This is a genomic window from Variovorax paradoxus (assembly GCF_009498455.1).
In the GTDB taxonomy this organism is placed as follows: Bacteria; Pseudomonadota; Gammaproteobacteria; order Burkholderiales; family Burkholderiaceae_C; genus Variovorax; species Variovorax paradoxus_H.
In genome coordinates, this window is the sequence record NZ_CP045644.1 from 3,895,310 (window position 1) to 3,920,575 (window position 25,266).

Consider the following 25,266-nt stretch of genomic DNA (forward strand, 5'->3'; position numbering starts at 1 on the left):
CGCGTCAGACCGGCAGGATTTCGCGCACGCGCTCCCACGGACGGCACATGAGCGTGCCGCGCGGCGACACGACGATGGGGCGCTGCAACAGGATTGGGTGCGCCACGATCGCATCGAACAGCTGGTCGTCGGTCAGCTTCTCATCCGCCAGCTTCAGTTCTTCATAAGGCGCTTCCTTCGTGCGCAACAGGTCGCGCGCCGTCAGGCCCATGGCCTTCGCCAGTTCGCGCAGCTTCTTTTTCGAGGGTGGTGTTTCCAGGTACAGCACGATCTCGGGCTCCACGCCGCTTTCGCGGATCAAGCCCAGCACGTTGCGTGACGTGCTGCAGTTGGGCTTGTGATAGATCGTCATCGGGTAGGCGGTGGTCGGTGTGCGTGCGGTCATGGGGTCGATGATAGGAAACCGGGTTCAGCCGCCCGGCGCGCTCGTGTCCAGCGAGAAGGGAAAGCGCGCCGCCCAGAATTCCGCCAGCCGCGGCTCGGCGTCCACGCGCCGCACCACGCGCGCCATGCGCGGCGCCACGCGGTAGAAGCGCCGGCGGGTCGGCGTCCAGCGCGACACCACGGTCACGTACAGGTCGAGCATGCTGATCTTTTCGCCGAGCAGGTAGGGCGCGGGCTCGTCGATCTGCGTGTCCATCAGGTGCCAGCAGTGCGCAATGCGCTCGGCTGTGCGCTCGAGCATCGTGGCCTGTGCCGCGGGGTCGGGCACGAGGCGCGTCGGTTCGTCGCGCACCCAGAACATCGAATAGATCGACGCCGGCAGGTAGACCATCCAGCGCAGGTACTGCGCGCGGCGCGGGTCGTCGGGCGCGGGGCAGAGCCCGGCCTCGGGGTAGCGATCGCCGAGCCAGATGAGGATCGCCGCGCTCTCGGTCATGACCTCGCCCGACGGCAGCACGAGCGCGGGCACCTGCTGCATCGGGTTGACGTCGGTCAGCCGCTCGCGCTCGGACTCGCCCTCCCAGGGGGCGATGTCGACCGTGTCGACCTGCGCGCCGATCAGCGTCAGCGCGGCGTGGATGGGCGTGGCGCCCGAACCGGGTGCGCCATAGAGGGTGTAGCGGTCGGCAGCTGCTGCGGCCGCTGGAGCGGATGGAGAGGCCATCCGCGCAGGTTACTGCAGGCTTGCGCCGCTTGCCAACTGCGGGGTCAGGCGGCGAGCAGCGCGTCGACCTTGTCCAGCGCCTCGAGGGTCTTGAAGCAGGCCTCGGCCACTTCCGTGCCCTTGATCGCGAAGTGGCGGTGGAAGTACTTGCGGTGCTCCACGTGCTCGTGGAAGTGGTGCGGCGTGAGCACGGCCGAGAAGATTGGCACGTCGGTCTCCAGCTGCAGCGACATCAGCGTGCTGACGACGGTGTTGGCGACGAACTCGTGGCGGTAGATGCCACCGTCCACCACCAGCGCGCAGCCGATGATGGCCGCGTACTTGCCCGAGTTGGCGAGGCGCTTGGCGTGCAGCGGAATCTCGAAGGCGCCGGGCACATCGAAGATGTCGATGAGCTCGCGCGCCACGCCGAGCCGCGCCATCTCTTCGAGAAAGGCGTCGCGTGCCTGGTGAACGATGTCGGAATGCCACTGCGCCTCGACGAATGCGATGCGCTGGCCGCGCGGCGAACCCGATGCGGTGACGGCAGAAAGGGGAAGGTCGTTGATCTGACTCATGGTGTGCCTCTAGAAAGCAGGTTTCCTGAATCAGGGCGCACGAAACCACAGGCCCGCTCGCGCGCCGGTATGCCTCAAAAAAAAGCAAAGCAAGGCGCGCGGGCATGCCCGCATTTCGCGCTCTCTTTCATCCGGACTGTGACCGTCGGCTTCGGAATCGCACCGAAATCTGCTGACCCTCGAACCTGTGGCAGGTCCAAGGCGCTCGCGGGCTTGTGCGACTTTCGTCGCCATCACCGCCGGTGGGGAATTGCACCCCGCCCTGAGAACGCTTGCCGTCCGGCGAACCGGACGACGGCGCGATTCTAGAAGCCCCTTGCGGCGCGGGGTTGTCACCCGCGCGCCAGACCTTCGCCCGCGCGGGGATTTTCTTCAGAAGCGGTACGTGGCGCTGGCGGTCAGGGTACGGCGCTGGCCGTAGAAGCAGTCGCCGCGCGCCAGGCAGGTGGTGATTTGCACCTTGTCGGTCAGGTTGGCCACGTTGAGCGCCAGGCGCAGCGGGCCGTTGTCCCACGCGAACATCGCGTCGAACAGCGTGACCGCGGGCACGGGGTTGTTGTCCATGCCGTCGTACGACTTGCCCATGTAGCGCACGCCGCCGCCGGCCGAGAAGCCGTGCAGGCCGCCGATCGAGAAGCGCTTGGTCACCCAGGCCGAGGCCGTGTGCCTGGGCACGCCCGAGATGCGCTTGCCCAGGTCGGAGCCGTTGCTCTTCGACACGCGCGCGTCGGTGTACGCGTATGACGTGGTCCAGTCCCAGTCGCGCGCGATGCTGCCCTTGTACTCGAGCTCCAGGCCCTTCACGTGCACTTCGCCGAGCTGCACGCTGTTGAGCGGGTTGGTCGGGTCGGTGGTCTTGCGGTTGGTGTCGCGCAGGTCGTACACGGCCGCCATGAACGAGGTGCGCTGGCCCGCGGGCTCCCACTTCACGCCGGCTTCCCACTGCTTGCCGCGCTGCGGCTTGAAAGGGTTGTTCGACGTGTCGACACCGCCCAGCGGCAGGAACGATTCGGCGTAACTCAGGTACGGCGCCCAGCCGCCGTCGGCCAGGTAGACCAGGCCGGCGCGCTTGGTGGTGGCCTTGTCGTCGGCCGCCGCGGCGGGGCGGCCTTCGGTGTCGGTGGTGGCCTTGTCGTGGCGCAGGCCCAGCAGGCCGATCCAGCGGCCGTACTTGACCTGGTCCTGCACGTACAGGCCCGCCTGCTTCTGCACCACCTCGGGTGCGCGCGTGTAGCTGGTGGGTGCCGTGTAGTTGCCGTACACCGGCGCGTACACGTCGAGCGCGCCTGCACGGCCGCGGCCCGAGAGCTTGGAGGTGGTGTTGCGCTGGAAGTCGGCGCCCAGCAGCAACGTGTGCTCGACCTCGCCGGTCTTGAAGTGCGCTTCGGCCTGGTTGTCGAGCAGCAGCATCTTGCCGCCGTTGATGTCGCTGCTCAGGTCGCGCTCGATGGTGCGCTGGTCGGCGTTGAACACCGGGCGCGCCGGACGGCCCGTGAGGCGGTTGGCCGCGAAGCTGGTGTACGAGGTGTTGTACCAAACCTTGCTCTCGGTCGAGCGCAGATTCTGGCGCACCGTCCAGGTGTCGTTGATGCGGTGGCTGAACAGGTAGCCGAGTGAGGTGCTGCGCGTGTCGAAGCGGTCGAAGCCCGGTTCGCCGGTGAAGGTCGAGGTCGGGATGCGGCCATACAGCGAGGGCAGCAGCGTGCCCTGCCACGGGAAGAAGCCGATCAGCGAGCCGCTCTTGTCCTTCTGGTACGACGCCTGCAGCGTGAGCGAGGTGTCGGCGTTCGGGCGCCAGGTGAGCGAGGGCGCGATCGCGATGCGGTCGTCCGACACGTGATCGACCTGCGTGCCGCTGTCGCGGTTCACGGCCACGAGGCGGTACATCCACTTGCTTTCGGGATCGAGCGAGCCGGTGAAATCGGCGGCGATCTGCTTGCGCGAGTGGCTGCCCAGCTGCAGCTGCACTTCGCGCTGCGTCTCGGCCTGCGGGCGCTTCGAGACGAGGTTCAGCACGCCGCCGACGCCGCCCTGGCCATAGAGCACCGACGAGGGGCCGCGCAGCAGCTCCACGCGTTCGAGCATGTACGGGTCGGGCTTGCTGCTGTTGTAGACGCCGTAGGTGCGTTGCATGCCGTCCAGGTACTGGACGGCGTCACCGCCGCGCACCTTGAACGAGTCGCCGCGGCTGTCGAAGTAGCTCGACACCACGCCGGCCGTGTAGTTGGTGGTCTCGCGCAGCGTGAGTGCGCCCTGCGCTTCCATCTGGTCGCGCGTGACGACCGAGATGGCCTGCGGCGTTTCGATGAGCGGCGTGTCGGTCTTGGTGGCGGTGCTGCCGCGCCGCGCGACGAAGCCCGTCACGGGGCCGGTGGCGGTCTCGCCCGCGTCGCCCGAGACGGTGACGGTGGGCAGGGCTTGCCGTGTTTCGGTCGCGGCGGCTTCTTGCGCGTGGGCGTGGGCGCTGGCGGCGAGTGCCACGGCGGTGGCCGCGAACGCGGCATAGCCGCGCCGTGTGCGCGGCGTTCCGGGGCGATGGTTCTTGAATGTCATGTGCAGCTTCTCCTGTGTCCTGCGTCGGATGTGTCTAGGGCGGGCGAGTGGCTGCGGCGGGCGATCGGGCGCGCCATGGCTTCTCCGGTGCGATCAGAAAAACGAAACGAACGAACGCGTGCGTGCCGTGGCACTTTCCGAAAGGAAAGCGCACCGGCTGGTGTTGTGTGTCTACGGCGTCGTGGGGGCAGTGGCCGGGTGCGACGACACGGTGGTGTCGTCGCTCGGGCTGCTGCGTCTTCGTTCCTTCGAAGACGGCTGGCGGGCTCGCGGCGGGCGCGGGCGGCTGGCTGAGGCGGGCGATTATAAAAGGCCGCGTCAGCGGCCGGCGAGGAACTGCGTCATGCGGTGCAGTTCTTCGTCGAGGCCGGAGCGAAAAGCCGCGCCGTGCGGCTTCTTCGCGTCGGCGTAGCCGAAGGCCGGCTGCAACCGGCCTTCCGGCGCGCTCACGTTGGCCCAGCCGATCACGCGGTCGTGCCACAGCATCGGCAGCGCGTAGTAGCCGAACTGCCGTTTCGGCGCCGGCGTGTAGGCCTCGAACTTGTACGTCCAGCCCCACAGCAACTCGAAGCGGCGGCGGTCCCACACCACCGGGTCGAAGGGCGCGAGCAGACGCACCGCGTCGTCGGGTGCATGGCGGCGCGAGGCGGGGTTCTCGTCGGCGGGCCAGTACCAGGTGGTGCCGTCGATGCGACAGCTCGCGAGTTCTTCGCGTGCCAGGCGCAGCGCCGCCTGCGTCTGCGCAGAAAGATGCGGCGCGCCGTAGCCGAGCAGGCGCACGAGGTAGGTGAGGCTGGCCGCGGGCAGCGGCGCGTACTTGCGCACCACCAGTTCGATGAGCGCCGCCGCACGCTGCGCGCGCCCGGCGGGGCTGTCGTCGGTGGGCACGTGCGTCACGGCTTCGTAGACGCGCGTGCCGCTGTCGCGTCGCACCACGCGCAGCATGCCGCGGTAATGCATGCCGTCGAGCAGGTGCGTGGTCGCATTGCTGGAGCCGCCCCAGTAGTTCTGGATGCGGCCGTGCGCAAAGTGCTGCTCGACCTGGCGCGGATGCACCGGCCCGTGCTCGCGCACATAGGCCAGCACGTCGGCGGCCTTGCGGCGCGTGGCGGCGTCCCAGGCCTGCTTGGCTTCGCGCGGATGCATCAGCGCGAGGTGCTCGCGCGGCAGGAAGCCGTAGTTGACGAGGCAGTCTTCCTCGATCGCAAGCCGCGCGTAGCGGCTTTCGAGATCGCCTGCGCGGTAGTCCTTCACGCGGTGGCGCAGCGTGAGGTCTTGCGCACGCGCGGGCGCACGGATCGGGTCGGCCTGCACGAAGCCGAGCTTGCGGATCGCGGCGGGGAGCGTCGTGGGCGTGAAGAGGGTGCGCGCGACGGCGTAGCGGCGCAGGTCGTCGAGGGTCGGGTCAGCCATGGGCGGATTGCAGCACAGGTCGCCGGTTTTCGCTTCGTGGCGAGTTGCAGTTCAGGGCGTCGCTCCCGCCGACGAGGTACCTTGCTCCGCGAATGTCCCCCGGCCTGCGGCCTCCTCCTTGATTTCGCTGCGCAAGGCACCTCATCGACGTGAGCGGGTTCAGCGCGGTGGTTGTTCGGCTGGCACAACGACAGCGCCCAGTGGCCTGGGCACGCGCCCTGAACAGCCGCGCTCAGACCGCCGTCTTGTGCCGCTCGATGCAAACGTCGAGCGTCTCCGCCCCAGGCCGTTGCCACCAGTCCAGATTCGAAAAAATCTCGACCTCGCTGAACCCGGCAAAGCCCGCGTCCTCGACCCAGCCGCGGATCTTCTTGAGCTCGACCACGCCGTCGCCCATCATTCCGCGATCGGAAAGCAGGTCGCGCGTCGGCGTGAGCCAGTCGCAGACGTGGTACGCCAGCAGCCGCTCGCGGCCGGCGCGGGCGATCTGTTGCTGCAGCTTCGGGTCCCACCAGACGTGATAGATGTCGAGCGCCACGCCGAGCATGCCGGTCTTGCCCGCGTCGAGTTCGTCGCACAGGTCGAGCGCGTGTTCGAGCGTGTTGATGCAGGCGCGGTCGGCGGCCTGCATCGGGTGCAGGGGCTCGATGGCCAGCGGCATGCCGACTTCGCGGGCGTATTCGAGCGATGCGGCGATGCCGTCGCGCACCTCGCTGCGTGCGCGGGCGATGTCGGTGTACGCGGCCTTGCCGTCGAGCGCGCCGGGCAGGGCGCCGACGACGAGCACGAGGCAGGGCGCGTCGAGCGTCTTGGCTTCGTCGATGGCGCGGCGGTTGTCGTCGAGCGCGGCCTTCAGGCCCGCCGCATTGGGCGCCGGGAAGAACCCGCCGCGGCAGTAGCCCGAGAGGCCGATGCCATGCGCCTTCAGCTGCTTCGCCACCTTGTCGAGCCCGACGGCCGCGACCTGGTCGCGCCACGGGCTGATGGCGCGGATGCCGCGCTCGGCGCACTGGTCGATGAGGCGGTCGAGCGACACCTCGGCGCCCGACTGTTTGCGAATGGTGGCCGTGTTGATCGACAGCCAGTCGTGGTTCTGCGAGAAATCGCGCATGAGGTCGCTCAGCCTTCCACGCCGTGCAAAGCCAGCAAGGTCTTCATGCGTCGCACCGCAAGCTCGGGCTGCTCCAGCAGGTTGGCCGCATCCGCGAGACGGAACAGCTCGGCGAAGTGCTGCAGCGAACGCGTGCTCTGCTGGCCACCCACCATCGTGAAGTGCGTCTGGTGGCCGTTGAGCCAGGCCATGAATACCACGCCCGTCTTGTAGAAGCGCGTGGGCGCCGCGAAGATGTGGCGCGACAGCGGCACCGTGGGGCCGAGGATCGCGTGGAACTTCTCGGTGTTGCCTTGTGCCAGTGCGCCGAGCGCGGCACTCGCGGCGGGCGCGATGGCGTCGAAGATGCCGAGCAGCGCATCGCTCTTGCCGTGCATCGGCTCGTCGCCGAAACCATCACCGGCAATCAGCTCGGCGTAGTTGAAGTCGTCGCCCGTGTACATGCGCACGCCCTTCGGCAGGCGGCGGCGCATGGCGATTTCCTTGTCCTTGTCGAGCAGCGAGATCTTGATGCCGTCGACCTTCTCCGGGTGCGCTGCGATGATGCCGACGGCGGTGTCCATCGCCGCATCGACATCCTTCGTGCCCCAATAGCCGGCGAGCGCCGGGTCGAACATGTCGCCAAGCCAGTGCAGCACGACGGGTTGCTTGGCCTGGCTGAGGATGCGGTCGTAAACGCGCTCGTAATCGGCAGGGCTCTTCGCGACGCGGGCCAGCGCGCGGCTGGCCATCACGATCAGCTTGCCGCCGAGCGCTTCGATGGCGGCCATCTGTTCTTCATAGCCACGGATCACGTCGTCGACGCTCTTCACGTCGTCGATGTTCAGGTGGTCGGTGCCGCAGCCCGAAGCGACGAGTGCACCGGGCACATCTTTCGCGGCGTCGAGCGAGCGGCGGATCAGTTCGAGCGAGGTGGGCCAATCGAGGCCCATGCCGCGCTGCGCGGTGTCCATCGCCTCGGCCACGCCCAGGCCCAGCGAGAACAAATGGCGGCGGTAGGCGATGGTGGTGTCCCAGTCGACCGCGGCCTGCAGCCACGGATCGACGGCCGCGAGCGGATCGGCCACGACGTGCGCGGCCGAGTAGGCGATGCGGTTGAACTTGACGCCCGCTTCGGGCTTCACCGGCGCGGTGCCGCGCAGGGCGTAGGGCGCGAGCGATCCGCTCGCGGTGGGGAGGGTCAGCGACAGTGCCATGGCAGCTTCTTCTTCAGACCTTCAGCGCGGGCACGTCGACCCAGCGGCGGTCTTGCCACGACTCGAGTGCGGCCTCGACCAGCTGCACGCCCTTGGCGCCTTCGGGCAGCGTCCACTTGTAGGGCTCGTTCTCGACCACGTGGCGAATGAAGTGTTCCCACTGGATCTTGAAGCCGTTGTCGTAGACCTGCGAATCCGGAATCTCCTGCCACTGGTCGAAGAAATTCATCATCTGCTTCTCGTCGGGGTTCCACACCGGACGCGGCGTGGCGACGCGCGACTGGGCGCGGCAGCTCGACAGACCGGCCACGGCCGAGCCGTCGGTGCCGTCGACGTGGAAGGTCACGAGGTCGTCGCGGCGCACGCGCGTGGCCCAGCTCATGTTGATCTGCGCGATCACCGGCTCGCCGTTGTGGCCCGTGAGTTCGCAGGTGGCGTAGGCCGCGTCGTCGGCAGTGGCTTCGTACGGCTGGCCGGCTTCGTCCCAGCGCTTGGGGATGTGCGTCGCACCGATGCACGAGACCGACTTCACCTCGCCGAACAGGTTGTCCAGCACGTAGCGCCAGTGGCACATCATGTCCAGGATCATGCCGCCGCCGTCTTCCTTGCGGTAGTTCCAGCTCGGGCGCTGAATGGGCTGCAGGTCGCCCTCGAACACCCAGTAGCCGAACTCCAGGCGCACGCTGAGCATGCGGCCGAAGAAGCCGGCGCGGCGCAGCATGTCGAGTTTGCGCAGACCCGGCAGGAACAGCTTGTCCTGCACCGCGCCGTGTTTCAGGCCCGAGCCTTCGGCGAGGCGCGCGATCTCGACGGCTTCGTTCAGGTTGGTCGCGATCGGCTTCTCGCAGTAGACGTGCTTGCCGGCGCGGATGGCCTTGGCCAGCAGCGTGGGGCGCATCTGCGTGGTGCCGGCGTCGAAGAAGATGGTGTCGTCCTTGTTCTCCAGCGCCTTGTCGAGGTCGGTGCCCCAGCGTGCGATGTTGTGGGTCTTGGCGAGCGCTTCCATCTTCTCGGCGTTGCGGCCGATGAGGATCGGGTCGGGCATGACCTTGTCGCCGTTCGACAGCGTGACGCCGCCTTGCGCGCGGATCGCGCAGATGGAACGGATCAGATGCTGGTTCATGCCCATGCGGCCGGTGACGCCGTGCATGATGATTCCGAGACGTTGGGTGGCCATCGTTTTCTTCCTTGGGATGCGAGAGGGGTGCTTCAGTAGACGGAACGCATGGCGTCCCACGAGATGCCGGCGCCGGGTTTGCCGGTGGCAAAGCCGGGCGCGGTGGCGAGCGAGGACAGGGACAACTGTCCGTCGCGGAGGGCGAGGCGCGTGGCGCCGTCGCTGGTTTCGTAGAGGCCGGGGTGCAGCTGCAGCAGCGCCTGCTGCTCGGCCTCGGGCACGGCGGCGAGGCCGTTGACGTAGTGGTGGCCGTTGCGCTCGACGTGCGACAGGCCGAGCCAGCCGACGAGCGCGAGGTCTTGCTGCACGCCGATGCCGGCCTGCATGGTCAGGTCTTCGCCGGAGAGAAAGTAGCGCGGCTTGTCTTCTGCCGCGTTCCAGTACGCGCAGCGCGCCGCGTTGACCACCGACTTGTAGAAGCCCTTGCAGCTCTTGCTCGACACGCCGGTGTAGCCGAGCGCACGGGCTTGCACGAAGGCATCGAGCGTGCCATCGGATTCATCGACGAGCAGCGGAATGCGCTTGCCGAGCGCCGACACGCTGCGCTCCAAGGCGGCATCGCGGCGGATCGGCTGCTCGACGAAGACGGTCTTCTGCGCGAGCTTCCACAGCACGGGCGTCGAGAGCATGCGGTCGAGGAAGACGGCGAAGTCGTCGGCATCGGCGTACTGCTCGTTGCCATCGAGCGTCACGAGCTGCGCGTGGCCGTCGATCACGCGGGCGATGCGCTGGAGCCGGTCGATGTCCTGCGCGGTGTTGCCGCAGAGCTTGAGCTTGAAGTGCGTGAGGCCGTAGCGCTTCACCGCCGCGGCGAGCGTGGTGGGCAGGCCGTCTGTCGGTGCGTCGGGCAGCGCGTCGCTGTCGTCGATCGCATCGGCCAGGCCGACGGTGTGGCGTGCCGCGATGCTGGTGCGCGGCGATTGGCGGGCGAGGAAGGCGGGCATGTCGAAGCCCGCGAGATCGTCGGCGAGGCCGCTGCCAGCGATGTCGATGCCGCAGAGGTTGGCGCTCATGGCCGTTGCAAAGCTGGTGCCGGTGTGCAGGCACAGCGCGTCCATCACGGCGCGGTCGATCAGCGCGGGGCCGTAGCTGGCGACCAGCGCCTGCAGTCCCTTGGCCTTCGCGCGGGCTTGCAGCGCAGCGTAGTTCGAGGCGAAGTGCGTCCACGCGGTCTGCGCATCGTCTTCGCCGACGTACGCGTCCCGCGCATCGCGCAGCGCAAAGCGCAGCTGCTCGAAGTTCTGTTCGTTGGTGAGTGCGGGGTTCTTGTCGAACCACTTGGGCACCATCATCTCGGCCGCGCAGCCCTCGGCCGTGCCGCCGTTCTCGAAGCGGATACGAGCCCGCACGTAGACCTGCGGGCAGGCGGTGACGGTGGCCGCGCCGAAACGGAACGGCAGGCGCAGGGCCACGTCGCGCTCGGCGAAGCGGATCTCTTCGATGTGGAAACGGGGCGCGTCGGTCATGGCCGCTTCAGTGGTCCAGGATGCCCTGCGAGAAGAAATGCGCGCGCACCAGCTTCGTGTACTGGCCGAACTCGGGCGACGCCATCATGTCGAGCGTGCGCGGGCGCGGCAGGTCGATGTCATACACGGCGGCGATCGAGCCGGGGCGTTCGCTCATCACGATCACGCGGTCGGACAGAAAGATCGCCTCGGGAATGCTGTGGGTGATGAGCATCACGGTCTTCTTCGAGGCCATCCAGATGCGTTGCAGCTCCAGGTTCATCTTCTCGCGCGTCATCGCATCAAGCGCTCCGAAGGGCTCGTCCATCAGCAGCACCGACGGGTCGTGCAACAGCGCGCGGCAGATCGATGCGCGTTGCTGCATGCCGCCCGAGAGCTGCCACGGGTACTTGCCCTCGAAGCCCTTGAGGCCGGCCATTTCCATCAGCTCGCGCGCCCGGGCCTGCGAGGCGGCCTTGGGCAGGTGGCGCATCTCGGCCTGCAGCAGGATGTTGTCTTCCACGCTGCGCCAGGGCAGCAGCACGGCGCTCTGGAACACGATGCCGACGTCCTTCTGCGGCCCCTTGATGGGCTTGCCGGCCAGCGTGAGCTCGCCGCCGCTGATCGGCAGCAGGCCCGCGACCATCTTGAGCAGCGTGCTCTTGCCGCAGCCCGACGGGCCGACGACGGAGACGAATTCGCCTTCCTCGATGGCGAAGTCCAGCGGCTTGAGCGACTCGACCGGGCCGTCCTTGCTCTGGTAGGTCTTCGAGACGCCGCGCGCTTCGATCAGGTTGACTTGGGACATGGAATGCGTGAGAGGGCAGGAAATCAGTTCGGCAGGAAGTCGAGCGTCACGTAGTCCTCGGGCTTGCCGCGTGTGGACGCATCCATGCCGCCGTACTGCACCAGCAGGTCGAGCGAGTCGTTCACGTTCTTCATCGCCACGCGGAACGGCCGCTGGTTGGCCGTGTCCTTCGTGTGATACAGCGCCACGCTCTGCTTCATGCCGACGATGAGCGTGTCGCGCACGCCGGCCTTCGGGTTGGCCTTGAGCATCGCGTCCACGGCCGCCTCGGGGCTCTTCTCGGCGGCTTCAGCGGCCTTGGTGGAGGCGCGCATGAAGCGCTTCACGAGGTCGGGGTTTTCGGTCAGCAGGTTCTTGTGGGTGATGATCCCGGAGCTGATCTGGTTCACGCCCGAGTCGGCAAAGCGGATCGGCGTCACGGGCTTGCCGGTGGCGTCCTGCAGCTTGATGGCCTGGTCCATCACGTAGCCCAGCAGCAGATCGGCCTGGCCGTTGGTCACGGCATTGAGCTTGGTCTGGCCGTCGCCCGAGACGATCTTCACCTGGTCGGCCTTGATGTTGTTGACCTTGAGGAACAGCGGCCACATCTGCGACATCGAATCGCCAGGCGTCACGGCCACGGTCTTGCCGATGATGTCCTTGGGCGTCTTGATGTTCTTCTCGGTGAAGCCCATGACCGACATCGGGCTCACCTGGAACAGCACGCCGGTCGACTTCAGCGGCGCGCCCTTGGCAGCAGCCTTGATCATCGTGGTGACGTCGATGTAGCCGAAGGTCGCCGACTTGGCGGCCACCGCCTGCGCGGTGACGGCGGAGCCGCGGCCTTCCTGGATGTCGAGCTCGATGCCTTCCTCGGCGTAGAAACCTTTCTCCTTGCCCAGGAAGAAGGGCGCGTGCTCGCTGTACAGGTACCAGTTGAGCATCAGCGTGACCTTGTTCTTCGGCTTGTCGGCCTGCGCGTGGGCGGGGGCGATGGCGAAGGTGGCGAGCGCGGCTGCGGCGAGCAGCGAGGGAAGCAGCAGTTTCTTCATGGCGTTGTCTCCGGGAGTTTTCTGGGTATGGCGAAGGAACTCATTGCACGTGGCGCTGCGAGGCATGCCACGGAATCATCACGCGCTCGACCAGGTCGACGGCGACGAAAAGAATGACGCCGATGCTCGACAGCACGACGAGCGCGGCGAACATCAAGGGCAGGTCGAAGTTGCCGTTGGCCACCTGCAGCACGTAGCCGATGCCCGAGTTGGAGCCGACGAATTCACCGACCACCGCGCCCACCACGGCCAGCGTGACCGACACCTTCAGGCCGCTGAAGATCGCGGGCAACGCTTGCGGCAGGCTGATCTTGAAGAAGGTCTGCAGGCGGCTCGCGCCCATCGAACGGGCCAGGTCGAGCATGTCGGGCTCGACCGACTTGAAGCCCATCACCGTCGACACCACCACCGGGAAGAAGCCCAGCAGAAAAGCGCTGATCACCTTGGGCAGGATGCCGAAGCCGAACCACACCACGAACAGCGGCGCAATCGCGACCTTCGGAATGCTCTGCGAGAACACCAGCAGCGGGTACACGTACGACTCGACCAGCCGCGAGTAGGCGATGACCATCGCGATCGGAATGCCGATGACGATCGTCAGGCCGAAGCCGCCCAGCGTGGCGAGCGTGGTCTTCCAGGCTTCTGCGAGCAGGCGCGGCCATTCGGCCACGAGCTGCTTCACGACCTCCCACGGCGGGGGAATGAGGTAGGCCGGAATCTTGAAGAGGCGGATCGTCAGGTCCCACAGCACCAGCAGCAACAGGATCAGGAAGAACGGGCGCAGGGCCGGGGAGAGCAGGAGCTTGCGGAACATGGCGATGACGACGGCAGCCTCTTGTGTCGGACTACGGCTGGACCGACAGGCCGGCGGCCTTCACGAGCTGCGCGTTGCTCGCGATCTCGTCCTTGATGTAGGCGTCGAACTGCTCGGGCTTGAGCGTCCAGGCGTCGGCGCCCAGCTTGAGGAAGCGCTCCTTCACCTCGGGCGTGGCCAGCGCCTTGACCACCTCGTCGTGCAGGCGGTTGACGACGTCGCGCGGCGTCTTGGCGGGCGCCATCATGCCGATCCAGAAGTTGAACTCGGAGCCGGGCACGCCGGCTTCGGTGGTGGTGGGCACGTCGGGCAGGGCCGCGGCGCGCTTGGGCGAGCCCACGGCCAGTGCGAGCAGCTGGCCGTCCTTGATCTGGCCGATGACGGGCGCGATGGGCGAGAAGTAGTAGTCGACGCGGCCCGACAGCACTTCGGTGACGGCCTCGCCCGATCCCTTGAAGGGGATGTTGGTCGCATCGATCTTCGCGGCCATCTTGAACTTCTCGGCGTTCAGGTGCGTGGCGCTGCCCTGGCCGGCCGAGGCGAAGTTCATGCTGCCGGGCTTGGCGCGCGCGGCGGCCAGCAGCTGCGGCAGGGTCTTGATGTTCTTGCTGGGCGAGATGACCAGCGCGTTGGGCAGCGACGAGATGGGCGTGACGCCCGCGAAGTCGTGCAGCGTGTCGAAGGGCAGCTTGGCGAAGGTAGACGGGCTCACCGTGTGCGACGACGAATGGATCATGACCGTGTAGCCGTCGGGCGCGGCCGTGGCCACCGCCTGCTGGCCGATGGTGCCGCTGGCGCCGCCGCGGTTGTCGATGACCAGCGTCTGGCCCATGCTGGTGCTCATCTTGTCGGCGATGGCGCGGGCAATGATGTCCGTCGTGCTGCCGGCGGCGAAGGGAACGATCACGCGGATCGGCTTGGTGGGGTAGCCGTTCTGCGCTGCGGCCAGGCCCGGCAACAGGGCGGCGATGCAGGTCAGCGAGGCAAGGACGGTGGTGCGTGCAGTGCTGGCAAGGGGCTTCAAGGTGTGTCTCCGCGCGGTCGGGCCGCATTCTTGGATCGATCAATTCACCAACGAGTGAATTGCCGATTTTAGGAACGGCTGCGCCGCAGCGTCAACGGCGGCTGCCTAGTGATTACCCGGAGAGCGAAGGAGAGGGGTGGGCGCGCCCGCGGCGGGGCGCGCGCCGGTCCGTCAGGTCAGTGCAGGACGTAGCCCAGCACGAGGTCGGTCATGTGCGAGAGGCGTTGCGCCATCGCCTTGGGGGCACGCAGGTCACGCCCGAAGATGGCCGACAGCGTGTGGTTGTTCGAGAGGTAGAAGTAGCACAGCGACGCGATGGAGATGTAAAGCTGCACCGGGTCGACGCCGGCGCGAAAGAGGTTGTCTTTCTTGCCGCGCTCCAGCACGGTGGCGAGCAGCTGCACCAGCGGCGAGTTCATCTCCTGGATGCGGTCGGAGCGCTTCAGGTGCGAGGCGCCGTGCAGGTTCTCGCTGTTGAGCAGCGTGATGAACTCGGGGTGCTCCAGGTAGTAGTGCCAGGTGAACGACACCAGCTGGCGAATGGCTTCGACGGGCTCGATCTCGTCCAGGTGCAGGCGCTGTTCGGCGGCGCGGATGTCGGCGTACACGCGCTCCAGCACGGCCAGGAACAGGTCGTCCTTGCTGCCGAAGTAGTAGTAGATGAGGCGCTTGTTCAGGCCTGCGCGCTCGGCGATGCTGTCCATGCGCGCACCGGCGAGCCCGCGCGCGGCGAACTCGTCGCGCGCCGACGCGAGGATGGCCAGCTGCGAGCGGTCGGCGTCGCGCGAGCGCGGCTCGAGCGTTTCGGGCAAAGAGTCCTTGGGGGCCTTCATGACGCGAATTTAACCAATTGGGGAATTAAGACAAGGCGTGGAAGGCGGGCGCACATAATTGCCGGAGACATTTGCAACTGAGGTTCGAATTTTTCATGAGTACATCACAACCCGCCGGCCACCTGATCGTCGAGTGCCTGGTCGAACAAGGCATGCAGGTCGCCTTCGGTGTGCCGGGCGAGAGTTTCCTGGCGGTGCTCGACGGCTTTCATGCGTACGGTGAGCGCGCACGCTTCGTGGTGAACCGGCAGGAGGGCGGCGCGGCCTTCATGGCCGAGGCGCACGGCAAGCTCACCGGAAGGCCGGGCGTGTGCTTCGTGACCCGCGGACCGGGCGCGACCAATGCCTCGATCGGCGTGCACAACGCGTTCCAGGATTCGACGCCGATGGTGCTGTTCGTGGGTGACGTCGGCAGCGACTTCCGCGACCGCGAAGCCTTCCAGGAAGTGGACTACGCCAGCTTCTTCGGTCCGAGCACCAAAGGCTTCGCCAAGCGCGTGGAGCGCATCGACGACGCCGACCGCATTCCCGAGTACATCGCGCGTGCCTTCTCCACCGCCATGAACGGCCGGCCGGGCCCGGTTGTGCTGGTGCTGCCCGAAGACATGTTGCGCACCGAGACGGCCGCACGGCCGCTGGCGCGCGTGGAGGCGGTCCAGCCGTGGAGCGACCCCGGCGCGTTGCGCACGCTGCGCGAGTTGCTGCTGAAGTCGCAGCGCCCGCTGGTGATTGCTGGCGGCGGTGGCTGGACGACGCAGGCCGCCCAGGCGCTGCAGCGCTTTGCTGAGAACTGGCGCCTGCCGGTGGCGAACGCCTTCCGCTTCCAGGACACCTTCGACAACCACCACCCGCTGTACGCGGGTGACGTGGGCATCGCCATCAACCCGAAGCTCGCGCAGCATGTGAAGGACGCCGACCTGATCCTGGCCATCGGTCCGCGCCTGGGCGAGATGACGACCGGCGGCTACACGCTGCTCGAAGCGCCGAAGGCCAGGCAGAGGCTGGTGCACATCCATGCGAGCGCCGAGGAGCTGAACCGTGTCTACCAGGCCGACCTGGCGATCAACGCCGGCATGAGCGCCGCCGCGCGCAGCCTCGAGGTGCTGAGTGCGCCGCCTTCGCTGCCGTGGGAAGACTGGGCGCAGCAGCTGCATGCCGACTACGAAGCCTGGCTCGAGCCGCAGGCGCTCACCGGCATGCCGGCCGAAACACCGCGCGGCGCGGTCGACATGGCGGCCGTGGTGGCGCTGTTGCAGAAGCACCTGCCCGCGGATGCGGCCATCACCAATGGCGCTGGCAACTTCGCGAGCTGGGTGCACCGCTACTTCCGCTACCACGGGCTCGCCAAGGGTGCGAAGACGCAGCTGGCGCCGACCAGCGGCGCGATGGGCTACGGCGTGCCGGCCGGCATCGCGGCCAGCATTGCGACCGGGCGCGTGGCCTTCACCATCGCGGGTGACGGCGACTTTCTGATGAACGGGCAGGAGCTGGCAACGGCCTCGCAGCACGGCGGCAAGAGCATCGTCGTGCTGCTCAACAACGGCATGTTCGGCACGATCCGCATGCACCAGGAGCGCGAGTACCCCGAGCGCACCAGTGGCACCGCGCTGCGCAACCCGGACTTCTGCGGGCTGGCGCGCGCGTATGGCTACGCGGCCGAGCGGGTCACCGAGACGGCGCAGTTCGAAGCCGCGCTGCTGCGCGCGCTGGCGGCCGACACGGGCACGCTGATCGAGATCCCGCTCGACCCCGAGGTGATCACCACGCGCGGCACGCTCGCGTCGATCACGCGCGCGGCGAAGCAGCAGGCGCAGGGCTGAGCGTGGCGCGATGACGGGCCACCTCGTCGCGCAACGCGGGCGAGCGCAGTTCGAAGACGTCGAACAGGCCCAGCGCATCGAGCGTGGGGACGAGCGACAGCAGGTCGTCGCGGGCGATGCGGCGTGCGTCGGCTGGCGCATTGGCGTCTTCGAGCACGCGCGCATTCGCCAGGAAAGCGCCGACCGAGCCCTTGCGGACGGTGTGGCCGTCGATGACGGCGAAGTCCTGCCCGTCGGGAATGATGTCTTGCGCTTTCATGGCGGTTCCTTGGTGAGCTGGCTGATGCATCCGATGCTAGGCAGTGGGGCGGTGCCGGGCTTGCGGCGCGAGGCCAATCGATACCGCCAGCGGGCCAGTCATGGCGGTTGAGTCGCCCACGACGCTCTGGCGCTACGCGCATGAAGCGCCGCGCGTCACCGGCTACCACGCGCACGCGACCGGCCAGTTGTTCGCGCTGCGCGAAGGCCTCCAGGTCATCGAGACGCCCGCAGGCCGCTGGGTGCAGCCGCCGGGATGGATCGGCTGGATCGCGCCGCGCTGTGCCCATGCCGCACAGAGCTTCGGTGCCACGTCGGGATGGAGCCTGCACATCGACGCATCGGCTGCGGCGGCGCTGCCGGACGGGCCTCACGTCTTTGCCGCCACGCCGTTGGTGCGGGAGCTGCTGGCGCGGTTGATGTCGTTGGAGGCGTCCGATGCACTGCTGGAGCCCCGCCGCGCGCGCTTGGTGGGTGTGCTGATCGACGAACTGGCCGCCGGTGGGCGCGAGTCGCTCCACTTGCCGATGCCGCAGGACCCGCGGTTGGTGGCGATGGCGAGCGCACTGGCGAACGATCCGGCGCTGGCCGATGGCCTCGACGAGTGGGCCGATCGCATCGGCATGGCCCGCCGCACGCTCACGCGACGCTTCGCTGCAGAGACGGGATGGAGCTTCGCGCAGTGGCGCCAGCAGGCGCGTTTGCTCAAGGCGGTGGAGCTGCTGAGCCTGGGCGAGTCGGTGACGGCCGTGGCGCTGACGGTGGGCTACAGCTCGGTGAGCGCCTTCATCGAGGCTTTCCGCAAGCACTTCGGCTGCACGCCCGCGCGCTTCTTCGAGGCGGGTGGCGGCTTGCCGCAGTGACCCGTCCTGCGATAGGTTGACACCTACGAGTGACACATAGCCGGCGTGCTGAATCCGGCAATAGACGCCCGATGAACCTCATCGGGCGTTTTCAATTTTAGGGACAGGTGCGGTCTTTCCTGGTTGTAGATCTGCACGGCCTGACGGACCATCCGGGCGGCCTGCGCCAGATCTGCGGGCCGATGCAGCAGGAACTCCATCTTCAGGATCCCGTTGACGCGCTCGGCCAACGCGTTCTGGTAGCAGTCGTAGCCGTCGGTCATCGAGCAGGTGATGCCATGGCGCCTGTGAATCTCCTGATAGTCGTTCGAGCAGTACTGGATGCCTCTGTCGGAGTGATGCACCAGCATTTGCGGGGTCTGGCGCCCCTTGAGCGCCTCTTTCAGCGCCTGGCTGACTTGCTCGGTGTGCAGGCTGTCATGGACGTGATGGCCGACGATCTTGCGTGACCACGCATCCGTCACCAGGCTGAGATAGACGAACCCCTCGTCAGTGGGCAGGTACGTGATGTCGGCCACCCACACCTGCTCGCTGGCGGTGGCTCGCACCTGCTGCGGCCCCTGCTTGAGTAAGTTGGGATGGCGTCGGAATCGATGATGGCTGTCGGTGGTCTTGTGATACGCCCGCCGGGGCGCCACCAGCATGCGGGCCTCGCGCAGCACGTCCAGCAGCGCATCGCGCCCCAGGCACGCACCGGCTTGCTGCAGCGGCTGCTTGAGCAGATGGTGCAGCTTGCGCGCGCCCAGCCGGGGCTGGCGCAGGCGCACCTCCCGAACGAGCTCGATCACGGTGTCGGCGCGCGCACAGCGCTGCTGCTGATGCTGCAGCTGCTGGTAGTAGGCCTGGCGGCTGACGCCCCAATGGCGGCAAGCCCTCGCCACGCTCAGCCCCGGGAGGAGCTTTTGCGAGAGGACTTGCCCGAAGGCTTTTTTACGATGCGCACCCCGTAGTCCTTCTTCAGGACATCGATCACCGCCTCGAACAGTTGGGCCTTCTCGTTGGCTTCGCGAAGCTGGACTTCCAGGGCCTTGATCTTCTGTTCGGGAGTCAGTGGTGCCGTGGGGGCAGATGAGGGTTTCTTGATCGGTATTGGCATGGGCAGCCCCGATGATGCCCAACCCCAGTTCTGGCGACCATGCTTGCGCAGCCACACCAGCACCGTCGAGCGGCCCTGGATACCGTAGCGCGCCTGAGCCTGCTTGTACGTGAGCTCGCCTTTTTCTACCTGATCGACCACCGACAGCTTAAAAGCCAGCGTGTAGTCCCGCTGCGTGCGTTTGACGCCTGATTCCATTGACTTGCCTTTTCTTGACGGAAAAGGTGTCAACCCATTTCAGGACGGGTCACAGGCGAAAAAAAAGCCCGCATGACGCGGGCTTTTTGACTCAGGAGCACGAGGCCCCCGAACGCTTACTTGACGTGCTTGCCAATCAGCGCTGCCAGTTCGAACATCGAAACCTGAGCCTTGCCGAAGATTTCCTTCAGCTTGGCGTCGGCGTTGATGTTGCGCTTGTTGGCCTTGTCTTGCAGGTTGTTCTTCTTGATGTAGTCCCACAGCTTGCTCACCACAGCGGTGCGCGGCAGAGGCGTCGAACCGACCACAGCGGCCAGTGCCGGGCTGGGGGTCAGGGCCTTCATGAACGCAGCGTTGGGAGTGCGCTTCTTGGCGGGAGCAGCCTTCTTTGCAGGAGCAGCCTTCTTCGCCGGTGCAGCCTTCTTTGCAGGAGCTGCTGCCTTCTTGGCGGGTGCCGCTGCCTTCTTGGCCGGAGCGGCCTTCTTTGCAGGAGCCGCAGCCTTCTTTGCGGGAGCGGCCTTCTTTGCCGGAGCTTTCTTGGCCGGAGCCTTCTTTGCAGTTGCCATGGTTGATTTCCTTTTTTGGTTGAACGTTCACCAATGAAAAACTTGCGTCTCCAGTGGCAGTGCGGATGCTAAATGAGAAAAAACGCGTTTCCAAGGGAAAAAGCGCTTTTTTCATTGGGAGCTGTTGTTTTTTCAGAGGGGAGAAGGGGCGTTGTTCACGTTCGTCGCCCAGGCCACGTCGCCAGCACCACGCCCACGAGCGCGATCGCGAACGCAATCAGCTGCGGCGAAGTGAGGTTTTCCCCGAGCACGAGCACGCCCACGAGCGCCGCGCTGACGGGCAGCAAAACAGTGAAGACGCCCGCTTGTGCCGCTGGTACGTGGCGAAGTCCGGTCATCCACAGCCACACGGTCCAGATGCTGGCGGCCAGTGCGTAGGCCACGAGCAGCGCCCACGTGCCGAAGCGCACGGCGGTGAAGTCGAACTGCAGCGCGAACCAGATGCCGAAGGGCATCGACAGCACGAAGCCCCACAGGTTGATGAGCGAGGCGATGCGCTTGGGGCCCAGCTTGCCGGTGAGCGACTTGCCGATCACTGCGTAGGCGGCTTCGCAGAGCACCGCGCAGAACACGAGCAGGTTGCCCAGCCACGGCATCGACGGCGCTGCGACCCCACTGCCGGTGGCGGCCGGCGCATGCGCAGGCGTGAACGCGAGCAGGCCGATGCCGAGCGCGGCGCAGCCGATGGCCAGGCCAATGCGCACGGTGATGCGCTCGCGCAGGAAGAGCCAGCTCGCCACCGCGACTGCCGCGGGGATCGACGCCATGATCACGCCCGCCGACACGGCACTCGTAAGGCTCACGCCGAACAGCATGCAGATCGAGAACAGGAAGTTGCCGAGGAACGACTCCAGGAAGACGAGCCCGCGCGTGCGTGCGCTCATGGGCGGTTCGTCGGGCGTGCGCTGGAGCCAGTGCGGCATCGCGAGCGCCGCGATGCCGAAGCGCAGCCAGGCCAGCAGCAACACCGGGAAGGCGGCCACCAGCGGCTTGGAGAGGGCGACATAGATGCCGACGAGCGACATGCTCAAGGCCAGGCAGCCGTAGGCCACGAGGCGGCCGGAGGTGGAAGCGGCGGGGTTCAATAGACTGGGTGCTGGTTGATGATCGGATGGATTCGATGATGCCCCACGTTCTTGTCTACGGCACGCTGCGGCGCGGCGGGCGCAACGACATCGCGCGCTACCGGCCGGCGCCGGTCTTCGTCGGCGAGGCCTTCATTGCCGGCACGCTGTACGACCTGGGCGCGTACCCGGGCGTGGTGCTCGGCGGGGCAGGGCGCGTGAAGGGCGAGGTCTACCGCATCGCGCCGGAGGTGGAGCGCGAACTCGACCGGCTCGAAGAAGTGGCCGACGACGATTCGGGCGAGTACATCCGGCGCAGCGTGCGCGTGGCGGTGGGCACGCAATCGGTCGAGTGCCTGGTCTACGAGATCCATCCGACGCGCATTGCAGGTCGTTGCGTGATCGACAGCGGCGACTGGATCGCGCATGCGGCGGAAATCGAAGGCGAAGCGCGCACGTTTTCACAACCGAAAGAGTGATTCCGTATCGCGAAAAATCGTGCTGCTGCGCCGCAATATTTTTTCTCGATATGAGAAAAATAATTTCTCATTGAGAAATATCTCTGTAAGTTGTTGATTTTGTTGATTCAAAAATATGTCTTCTATAAGACATAAGAGTCCGCAATCGGATTACAGTAACTCCACGGCCGCAACGCCAACCTTCAATCAACCTCACGGAGTGACCATGCCCCAGACCCTGAACGAACAACTGAGCCGCGAACAGCAAATTGCCGCCCTCGAAAAGGACTGGGCCACCAACCCGCGCTGGAAGGGCGTGAAGCGCGGCTACAGCGCCGCCGACGTGGTTCGCCTGCGCGGTTCGCTCCCCATCGAGCACACGCTGGCCAAGCGCGGTGCTGAAAAGCTCTGGGCCAAGATCAACGGCGGCGCCAAGAAGGGCTACGTGAACGCCTTCGGCGCGATCTCCGCCGGCCAGGCCATGCAGCAAGCCAAGGCTGGCCTGGAAGCCGTGTACCTGTCGGGCTGGCAAGTCGCCGCCGACGGCAACACCTCGGAAACGATGTACCCCGACCAGTCGCTGTACGCCTACGACTCGGTGCCGACGATGGTCCGTCGCATCAACAACACCTTCAAGCGCGCCGACGAAATCCAGTGGGGCCGCGGCATCAACCCGGGCGACAAGGAATTCATCGACTACTTCCTGCCGATCGTGGCCGACGCTGAAGCCGGCTTCGGCGGCGTGCTGAACGCTTTCGAGCTGATGAAGAACATGATCGCGTCGGGCGCTGCCGGCGTTCACTTCGAAGACCAGCTGGCCGCCGTGAAGAAGTGCGGCCACATGGGTGGCAAGGTGCTCGTGCCGACGCAGGAAGCCTGCGAGAAGCTGATCTCGGCCCGCTTCGCTGCCGACGTCATGGGCGTGTCGACCATCGTTCTGGCCCGCACCGACGCGGAAGCCGCGAACCTGATCACGTCCGACCACGACGCCAACGACAAGGCGTTCCTGACGGGCGAGCGCACTCAAGAAGGCTTCTACCGCGTCAAGAACGGCTTGGAGCAAGCCATCAGCCGCGGCGTCGCCTACGCACCGTACGCCGACCTGGTGTGGTGCGAAACCGGCGTGCCTGACATCGGCTTCGCCCGTGAATTCGCGCAAGCCGTGCATGCCGCCTGCCCGGGCAAGCTGCTGTCGTACAACTGCTCGCCGTCGTTCAACTGGAAGAAGAACCTGGACGACAAGCAGATCGCCTCGTTCCAGGAAGACCTGTCGGAGCTGGGCTACAAGTACCAGTTCATCACGCTGGCCGGCATCCACATCAACTGGTTCAACACCTTCCAGTTCGCCCACGCGTATGCCAACGGCGAAGGCATGAAGCACTACGTGAACATGGTGCAGGAACCCGAGTTCGCCGCACGCGACAAGGGCTACACCTTCGTGTCGCACCAGCAGGAAGTCGGCGCCGGCTACTTCGACGACGTGACCACCGTGATCCAGGGCGGCTCGTCCAGCGTGAAGGCGCTGACCGGTTCGACCGAAGAAGAGCAGTTCCACTGAGCTGCCTTCGCTGATCGCTGAGTGACGGCGCGTTGCGCTGTCGCCCCCAAGCCCGGCCCCGTGCCGGGCTTTTCCGTGGGCATTTCGACGAATGGGCGCGGCCTCACGGCCCCAGCAGGCAGCGGCTAGAATCGCCGACTCTGCACTCAACAAGAGCGAGAAAGGCACCTTGGTTATGACACCGCGAACTACCCCGCAAGGATTCAGCGGCTTTTTCTTCTTCGAAGGAAAGGGCCGGTAGCCCCGCGCTCGCTGGTTTTTCCAGCGCACCAACCAAGCAAAGCGCGGCATCCACCGCGCTTTTTTGTTTTTCTCCCCGAGGTTTTCACATGATCCAGATCACGCTCCCCGACAACTCGCGCCGCGAGTTCCCCGGCCCGGTTTCGGTGGCCGAAGTGGCCCAGTCCATCGGCCCCGGCCTCGCCAAGATGACGGTGGCCGGCAAGATCGACGGCAAGCTCGTCGATGCCAGCGACGTCATCGACCGTGACGCCAAGCTCCAGATCATCACGCCCAAGGACGACGAGGGCCTGGAGATCATCCGCCACTCGACGGCCCACCTGGTCGGCCATGCGGTCAAGCAGCTCTACCCGGCGGCCAAGATGGTGATCGGGCCCGTGATCGACGAAGGCTTCTACTACGACATCTCTTTCGAGCGCCCGTTCACGCCAGAGGACATGGCCGCCATCGAGGCGCGCATGCGCGAGCTGATTGCGCAGGACTACGACGTCGTCAAGAAGATGACGCCGCGCGCGGAAGTCATCGAGGTCTTCAAGTCGCGCGGCGAGGACTACAAGCTGCGCCTGGTCGAAGACATGCCCGACGAGCAGGCCATGGGCCTGTACTACCACCAGGAATACGTCGACATGTGCCGCGGCCCGCACGTGCCGAACACGCGCTTCCTGAAGGTCTTCAAGCTCACGAAGCTGGCCGGCGCCTACTGGCGCGGCGACGCCAAGAACGAGCAACTGCAGCGCATCTACGGCACGGCCTGGGCCGACAAGAAGCAGCTCGACCACTACATCCAGCGCATCGAGGAGGCCGAGAAGCGCGACCACCGCAAGCTGGGCAAGGAACTCGACCTGTTCCACATCGACGAAGTGGCGCCGGGCGTGGTGTTCTGGCACCCGAAGGGCTGGGCGCTCTGGCAGCAGGTCGAGCAGTACATGCGCGGCATCTACCGCGACACGGGCTACTGGGAAGTGAAGGGTCCGCAGATTCTCGACAAGAGCCTGTGGGAGAAGACGGGCCATTGGCAGAACTACCGCGACAACATGTTCACGACGGAATCGGAGAAGCGCGAGTACGCGCTGAAGCCGATGAACTGCCCGGGCCACGTGCTGATCTTCAAGAGCGATCTGCGCAGCTACCGCGACCTGCCGCTGCGCTACGGCGAGTTCGGCCAGTGCCACCGCAACGAGCCTAGCGGCGCGCTGCACGGCATCATGCGCGTGCGCGGCTTCACGCAGGACGACGGCCACATCTTCTGCACGGAAGACCAGATCCTCGACGAATGCATCGCCTACACGGCGCAGCTGCAGAAGGTGTATGCCGACTTCGGCTTCACGGACATCCTCTACAAGGTCGCGACGCGGCCCGAGAACCGCGTCGGCTCCGACGAGCTGTGGGACAAGGCCGAGCATGCGGTGATGGAGTCGCTGCGCCGCTCGGGCGTGGACTTCATCATCTCGCCCGGCGATGGCGCCTTCTACGGCCCGAAGATCGAATACACGCTGCGCGACGCCATCGGCCGCCAGTGGCAGTGCGGCACGATGCAGGTCGACTTCAACACGGCAGAGCGCCTGGGCGGCGAGTACGTCACGGAATCGAGTGGCCGCGCCCACCCCGTGATGCTGCATCGCGCCATCGTCGGCAGCCTCGAGCGCTTCATCGGCATGCTCATCGAACACCACTCCGGCGCGATGCCCGCATGGCTCGCTCCGGTGCAGGTGGCGGTGCTCAATATCAGCGAAGGACAGGCCGATTACGCTGCGCAAGTTGCGAAAACGCTGCAAAATCAAGGGCTTAGAGTTCAGCTTGATCTGCACAACGAAAAGATTACGTATAAAATACGGAAGCATTCGTTGCAAAAGCTCCCTTACATCCTCGTCGTGGGTGACAAGGAAAAGGAAGCAGGTGCCGTCGCAGTGCGCGCCCGGGGCAATCAAGACCTCGGTGCAATGTCCCTCGAATCGTTCACGCAACGGCTCGTCCAGGACGTTGCTGACAAGCGTTGATTTGTCTCTGAAACACCCCATATGTTTCTCTGCCAAGTCGTGCCGCCTGTCCGCGAAGACTGAGCGGCGATCGCTACA

General features: G+C 66.3%; 23 protein-coding genes and 1 riboswitch. Of the genes, 5 read left to right on the forward strand and 18 right to left on the reverse strand.

The window, feature by feature from the left end:
- Positions 1–4: 4 nt before the first annotated feature.
- From arsC to GFK26_RS17815, 14 genes are all read right to left on the reverse strand, one after another.
- Complete coding sequence (gene arsC / locus GFK26_RS17750) at positions 5–385, reverse strand: arsenate reductase (glutaredoxin) (protein WP_153283110.1); 381 nt, start codon at positions 383–385, stop codon at positions 5–7.
- A 24-nt stretch (positions 386–409) separates the two neighbouring features.
- Entirely contained in the window at positions 410–1,108 is a 699-nt protein-coding gene (locus GFK26_RS17755) for a glutathione S-transferase family protein (RefSeq protein ID WP_153283111.1), read from the reverse strand.
- 44 nt (positions 1,109–1,152) lie between these two features.
- A complete protein-coding gene (locus tag GFK26_RS17760; RefSeq protein WP_070061276.1) occupies positions 1,153–1,665 on the reverse strand; it encodes a 6,7-dimethyl-8-ribityllumazine synthase in 513 nt (170 codons plus the stop codon).
- 115 nt (positions 1,666–1,780) lie between these two features.
- Positions 1,781–1,939, reverse strand: a riboswitch (FMN riboswitch).
- Positions 1,940–2,037: 98 nt separating this feature from the next.
- Positions 2,038–4,218 (reverse strand): TonB-dependent siderophore receptor, encoded by a 2,181-nt coding sequence (locus GFK26_RS17765; protein WP_153283112.1) that lies wholly within the window; start codon positions 4,216–4,218, stop codon positions 2,038–2,040.
- A gap of 318 nt (positions 4,219–4,536) precedes the next feature.
- Positions 4,537–5,631 carry a DNA glycosylase AlkZ-like family protein gene (locus GFK26_RS17770; protein ID WP_153283113.1) on the reverse strand — a complete coding sequence of 365 codons (1,095 nt, stop codon included), beginning with the start codon at positions 5,629–5,631 and terminating at the stop codon, positions 4,537–4,539.
- Positions 5,632–5,863: 232 nt separating this feature from the next.
- Complete coding sequence (locus GFK26_RS17775; RefSeq protein ID WP_153283114.1) at positions 5,864–6,742, reverse strand: sugar phosphate isomerase/epimerase family protein; 879 nt, start codon at positions 6,740–6,742, stop codon at positions 5,864–5,866.
- 8 nt (positions 6,743–6,750) lie between these two features.
- Entirely contained in the window at positions 6,751–7,938 is a 1,188-nt protein-coding gene (locus tag GFK26_RS17780) for a dihydrodipicolinate synthase family protein (RefSeq protein WP_153283115.1), read from the reverse strand.
- A 13-nt stretch (positions 7,939–7,951) separates the two neighbouring features.
- Complete coding sequence (locus tag GFK26_RS17785; protein WP_153283116.1) at positions 7,952–9,115, reverse strand: Gfo/Idh/MocA family protein; 1,164 nt, start codon at positions 9,113–9,115, stop codon at positions 7,952–7,954.
- A 32-nt stretch (positions 9,116–9,147) separates the two neighbouring features.
- Entirely contained in the window at positions 9,148–10,581 is a 1,434-nt protein-coding gene (locus GFK26_RS17790) for an enolase C-terminal domain-like protein (RefSeq protein WP_153283117.1), read from the reverse strand.
- Between the two features lie 7 nt (positions 10,582–10,588).
- Positions 10,589–11,368, reverse strand: coding sequence for an ABC transporter ATP-binding protein (locus GFK26_RS17795; RefSeq protein ID WP_153283118.1), 780 nt, complete (start codon positions 11,366–11,368; stop codon positions 10,589–10,591).
- A gap of 23 nt (positions 11,369–11,391) precedes the next feature.
- Complete coding sequence (locus GFK26_RS17800) at positions 11,392–12,399, reverse strand: ABC transporter substrate-binding protein (RefSeq protein ID WP_153283119.1); 1,008 nt, start codon at positions 12,397–12,399, stop codon at positions 11,392–11,394.
- A gap of 40 nt (positions 12,400–12,439) precedes the next feature.
- Entirely contained in the window at positions 12,440–13,213 is a 774-nt protein-coding gene (locus GFK26_RS17805) for an ABC transporter permease (protein ID WP_153283120.1), read from the reverse strand.
- Between the two features lie 31 nt (positions 13,214–13,244).
- A complete protein-coding gene (locus GFK26_RS17810; protein WP_153283121.1) occupies positions 13,245–14,237 on the reverse strand; it encodes a tripartite tricarboxylate transporter substrate binding protein in 993 nt (330 codons plus the stop codon).
- Between the two features lie 176 nt (positions 14,238–14,413).
- On the reverse strand, positions 14,414–15,070 hold the full coding sequence (locus GFK26_RS17815; RefSeq protein WP_153283122.1) for a TetR/AcrR family transcriptional regulator: 657 nt from the start codon (positions 15,068–15,070) through the stop codon (positions 14,414–14,416).
- Between the two features lie 95 nt (positions 15,071–15,165).
- Between GFK26_RS17815 and GFK26_RS17820 the strand changes: the two genes are divergently transcribed.
- Positions 15,166–16,890: a thiamine pyrophosphate-binding protein gene (locus tag GFK26_RS17820; protein WP_153283123.1), complete on the forward strand. Its 1,725-nt coding sequence runs from the start codon at positions 15,166–15,168 to the stop codon at positions 16,888–16,890.
- On the opposite strand, the gene GFK26_RS17825 is transcribed toward GFK26_RS17820, so the two are convergent.
- Positions 16,856–17,149, reverse strand: coding sequence for a hypothetical protein (locus GFK26_RS17825; RefSeq protein WP_153283124.1), 294 nt, complete (start codon positions 17,147–17,149; stop codon positions 16,856–16,858). The genes GFK26_RS17820 and GFK26_RS17825 overlap by 35 nt on opposite strands.
- A 100-nt stretch (positions 17,150–17,249) precedes the next feature.
- On the opposite strand from GFK26_RS17825, the gene GFK26_RS17830 reads away from it, so the two are divergent.
- The gene (locus GFK26_RS17830) at positions 17,250–18,011 is read left to right on the forward strand and encodes an AraC family transcriptional regulator (protein ID WP_153283125.1); all 762 of its coding nucleotides are present in this window, start codon (positions 17,250–17,252) and stop codon (positions 18,009–18,011) included.
- Positions 18,012–18,034: 23 nt separating this feature from the next.
- Here the strand turns inward: GFK26_RS17830 and GFK26_RS17835 are convergent.
- From GFK26_RS17835 to GFK26_RS17845, 3 genes are all read right to left on the reverse strand, one after another.
- A protein-coding gene (locus GFK26_RS17835) for an IS3 family transposase (protein WP_228121677.1) occupies positions 18,035–19,305 on the reverse strand; the annotation gives its coding sequence in 2 pieces (ribosomal slippage) (positions 18,035–18,943 and positions 18,946–19,305; 1,269 coding nt in all).
- 116 nt (positions 19,306–19,421) lie between these two features.
- A complete protein-coding gene (locus tag GFK26_RS17840; RefSeq protein WP_153283126.1) occupies positions 19,422–19,871 on the reverse strand; it encodes an SWIB/MDM2 domain-containing protein in 450 nt (149 codons plus the stop codon).
- Between the two features lie 155 nt (positions 19,872–20,026).
- Positions 20,027–20,956, reverse strand: a complete 930-nt coding sequence (locus GFK26_RS17845; RefSeq protein WP_153283127.1) for a DMT family transporter — start codon at positions 20,954–20,956, stop codon at positions 20,027–20,029.
- A gap of 35 nt (positions 20,957–20,991) precedes the next feature.
- On the opposite strand from GFK26_RS17845, the gene GFK26_RS17850 reads away from it, so the two are divergent.
- From GFK26_RS17850 to thrS, 3 genes are all read left to right on the forward strand, one after another.
- Positions 20,992–21,414, forward strand: a complete 423-nt coding sequence (locus GFK26_RS17850; RefSeq protein ID WP_153283128.1) for a gamma-glutamylcyclotransferase family protein — start codon at positions 20,992–20,994, stop codon at positions 21,412–21,414.
- Between the two features lie 205 nt (positions 21,415–21,619).
- Complete coding sequence (aceA, locus tag GFK26_RS17855; RefSeq protein WP_153283129.1) at positions 21,620–22,951, forward strand: isocitrate lyase; 1,332 nt, start codon at positions 21,620–21,622, stop codon at positions 22,949–22,951.
- Positions 22,952–23,280: 329 nt separating this feature from the next.
- On the forward strand, positions 23,281–25,188 hold the full coding sequence (gene thrS / locus GFK26_RS17860) for a threonine--tRNA ligase (RefSeq protein WP_153283130.1): 1,908 nt from the start codon (positions 23,281–23,283) through the stop codon (positions 25,186–25,188).
- The last annotated feature ends 78 nt before the right edge of the window (positions 25,189–25,266 follow it).

Coding starts and splice junctions, on each gene's coding strand:
- arsC (WP_153283110.1), bottom strand. CDS start 385: ATGACCGCACGCACACCGACCACCGCCTACCCGATGACGATCTATCAC.
- thrS (WP_153283130.1), top strand. CDS start 23,281: ATGATCCAGATCACGCTCCCCGACAACTCGCGCCGCGAGTTCCCCGGC.
- GFK26_RS17780 (WP_153283115.1), bottom strand. CDS start 7,938: ATGGCACTGTCGCTGACCCTCCCCACCGCGAGCGGATCGCTCGCGCCC.
- GFK26_RS17795 (WP_153283118.1), bottom strand. CDS start 11,368: ATGTCCCAAGTCAACCTGATCGAAGCGCGCGGCGTCTCGAAGACCTAC.
- GFK26_RS17850 (WP_153283128.1), top strand. CDS start 20,992: ATGATGCCCCACGTTCTTGTCTACGGCACGCTGCGGCGCGGCGGGCGC.
- GFK26_RS17825 (WP_153283124.1), bottom strand. CDS start 17,149: ATGAAAGCGCAAGACATCATTCCCGACGGGCAGGACTTCGCCGTCATC.
- GFK26_RS17815 (WP_153283122.1), bottom strand. CDS start 15,070: ATGAAGGCCCCCAAGGACTCTTTGCCCGAAACGCTCGAGCCGCGCTCG.
- GFK26_RS17775 (WP_153283114.1), bottom strand. CDS start 6,742: ATGCGCGATTTCTCGCAGAACCACGACTGGCTGTCGATCAACACGGCC.
- GFK26_RS17755 (WP_153283111.1), bottom strand. CDS start 1,108: ATGGCCTCTCCATCCGCTCCAGCGGCCGCAGCAGCTGCCGACCGCTAC.
- GFK26_RS17820 (WP_153283123.1), top strand. CDS start 15,166: ATGAGTACATCACAACCCGCCGGCCACCTGATCGTCGAGTGCCTGGTC.
- GFK26_RS17770 (WP_153283113.1), bottom strand. CDS start 5,631: ATGGCTGACCCGACCCTCGACGACCTGCGCCGCTACGCCGTCGCGCGC.
- GFK26_RS17800 (WP_153283119.1), bottom strand. CDS start 12,399: ATGAAGAAACTGCTGCTTCCCTCGCTGCTCGCCGCAGCCGCGCTCGCC.
- aceA (WP_153283129.1), top strand. CDS start 21,620: ATGCCCCAGACCCTGAACGAACAACTGAGCCGCGAACAGCAAATTGCC.
- GFK26_RS17840 (WP_153283126.1), bottom strand. CDS start 19,871: ATGGCAACTGCAAAGAAGGCTCCGGCCAAGAAAGCTCCGGCAAAGAAG.
- GFK26_RS17765 (WP_153283112.1), bottom strand. CDS start 4,218: ATGACATTCAAGAACCATCGCCCCGGAACGCCGCGCACACGGCGCGGC.
- GFK26_RS17805 (WP_153283120.1), bottom strand. CDS start 13,213: ATGTTCCGCAAGCTCCTGCTCTCCCCGGCCCTGCGCCCGTTCTTCCTG.
- GFK26_RS17830 (WP_153283125.1), top strand. CDS start 17,250: ATGGCGGTTGAGTCGCCCACGACGCTCTGGCGCTACGCGCATGAAGCG.
- GFK26_RS17760 (WP_070061276.1), bottom strand. CDS start 1,665: ATGAGTCAGATCAACGACCTTCCCCTTTCTGCCGTCACCGCATCGGGT.
- GFK26_RS17790 (WP_153283117.1), bottom strand. CDS start 10,581: ATGACCGACGCGCCCCGTTTCCACATCGAAGAGATCCGCTTCGCCGAG.
- GFK26_RS17785 (WP_153283116.1), bottom strand. CDS start 9,115: ATGGCCACCCAACGTCTCGGAATCATCATGCACGGCGTCACCGGCCGC.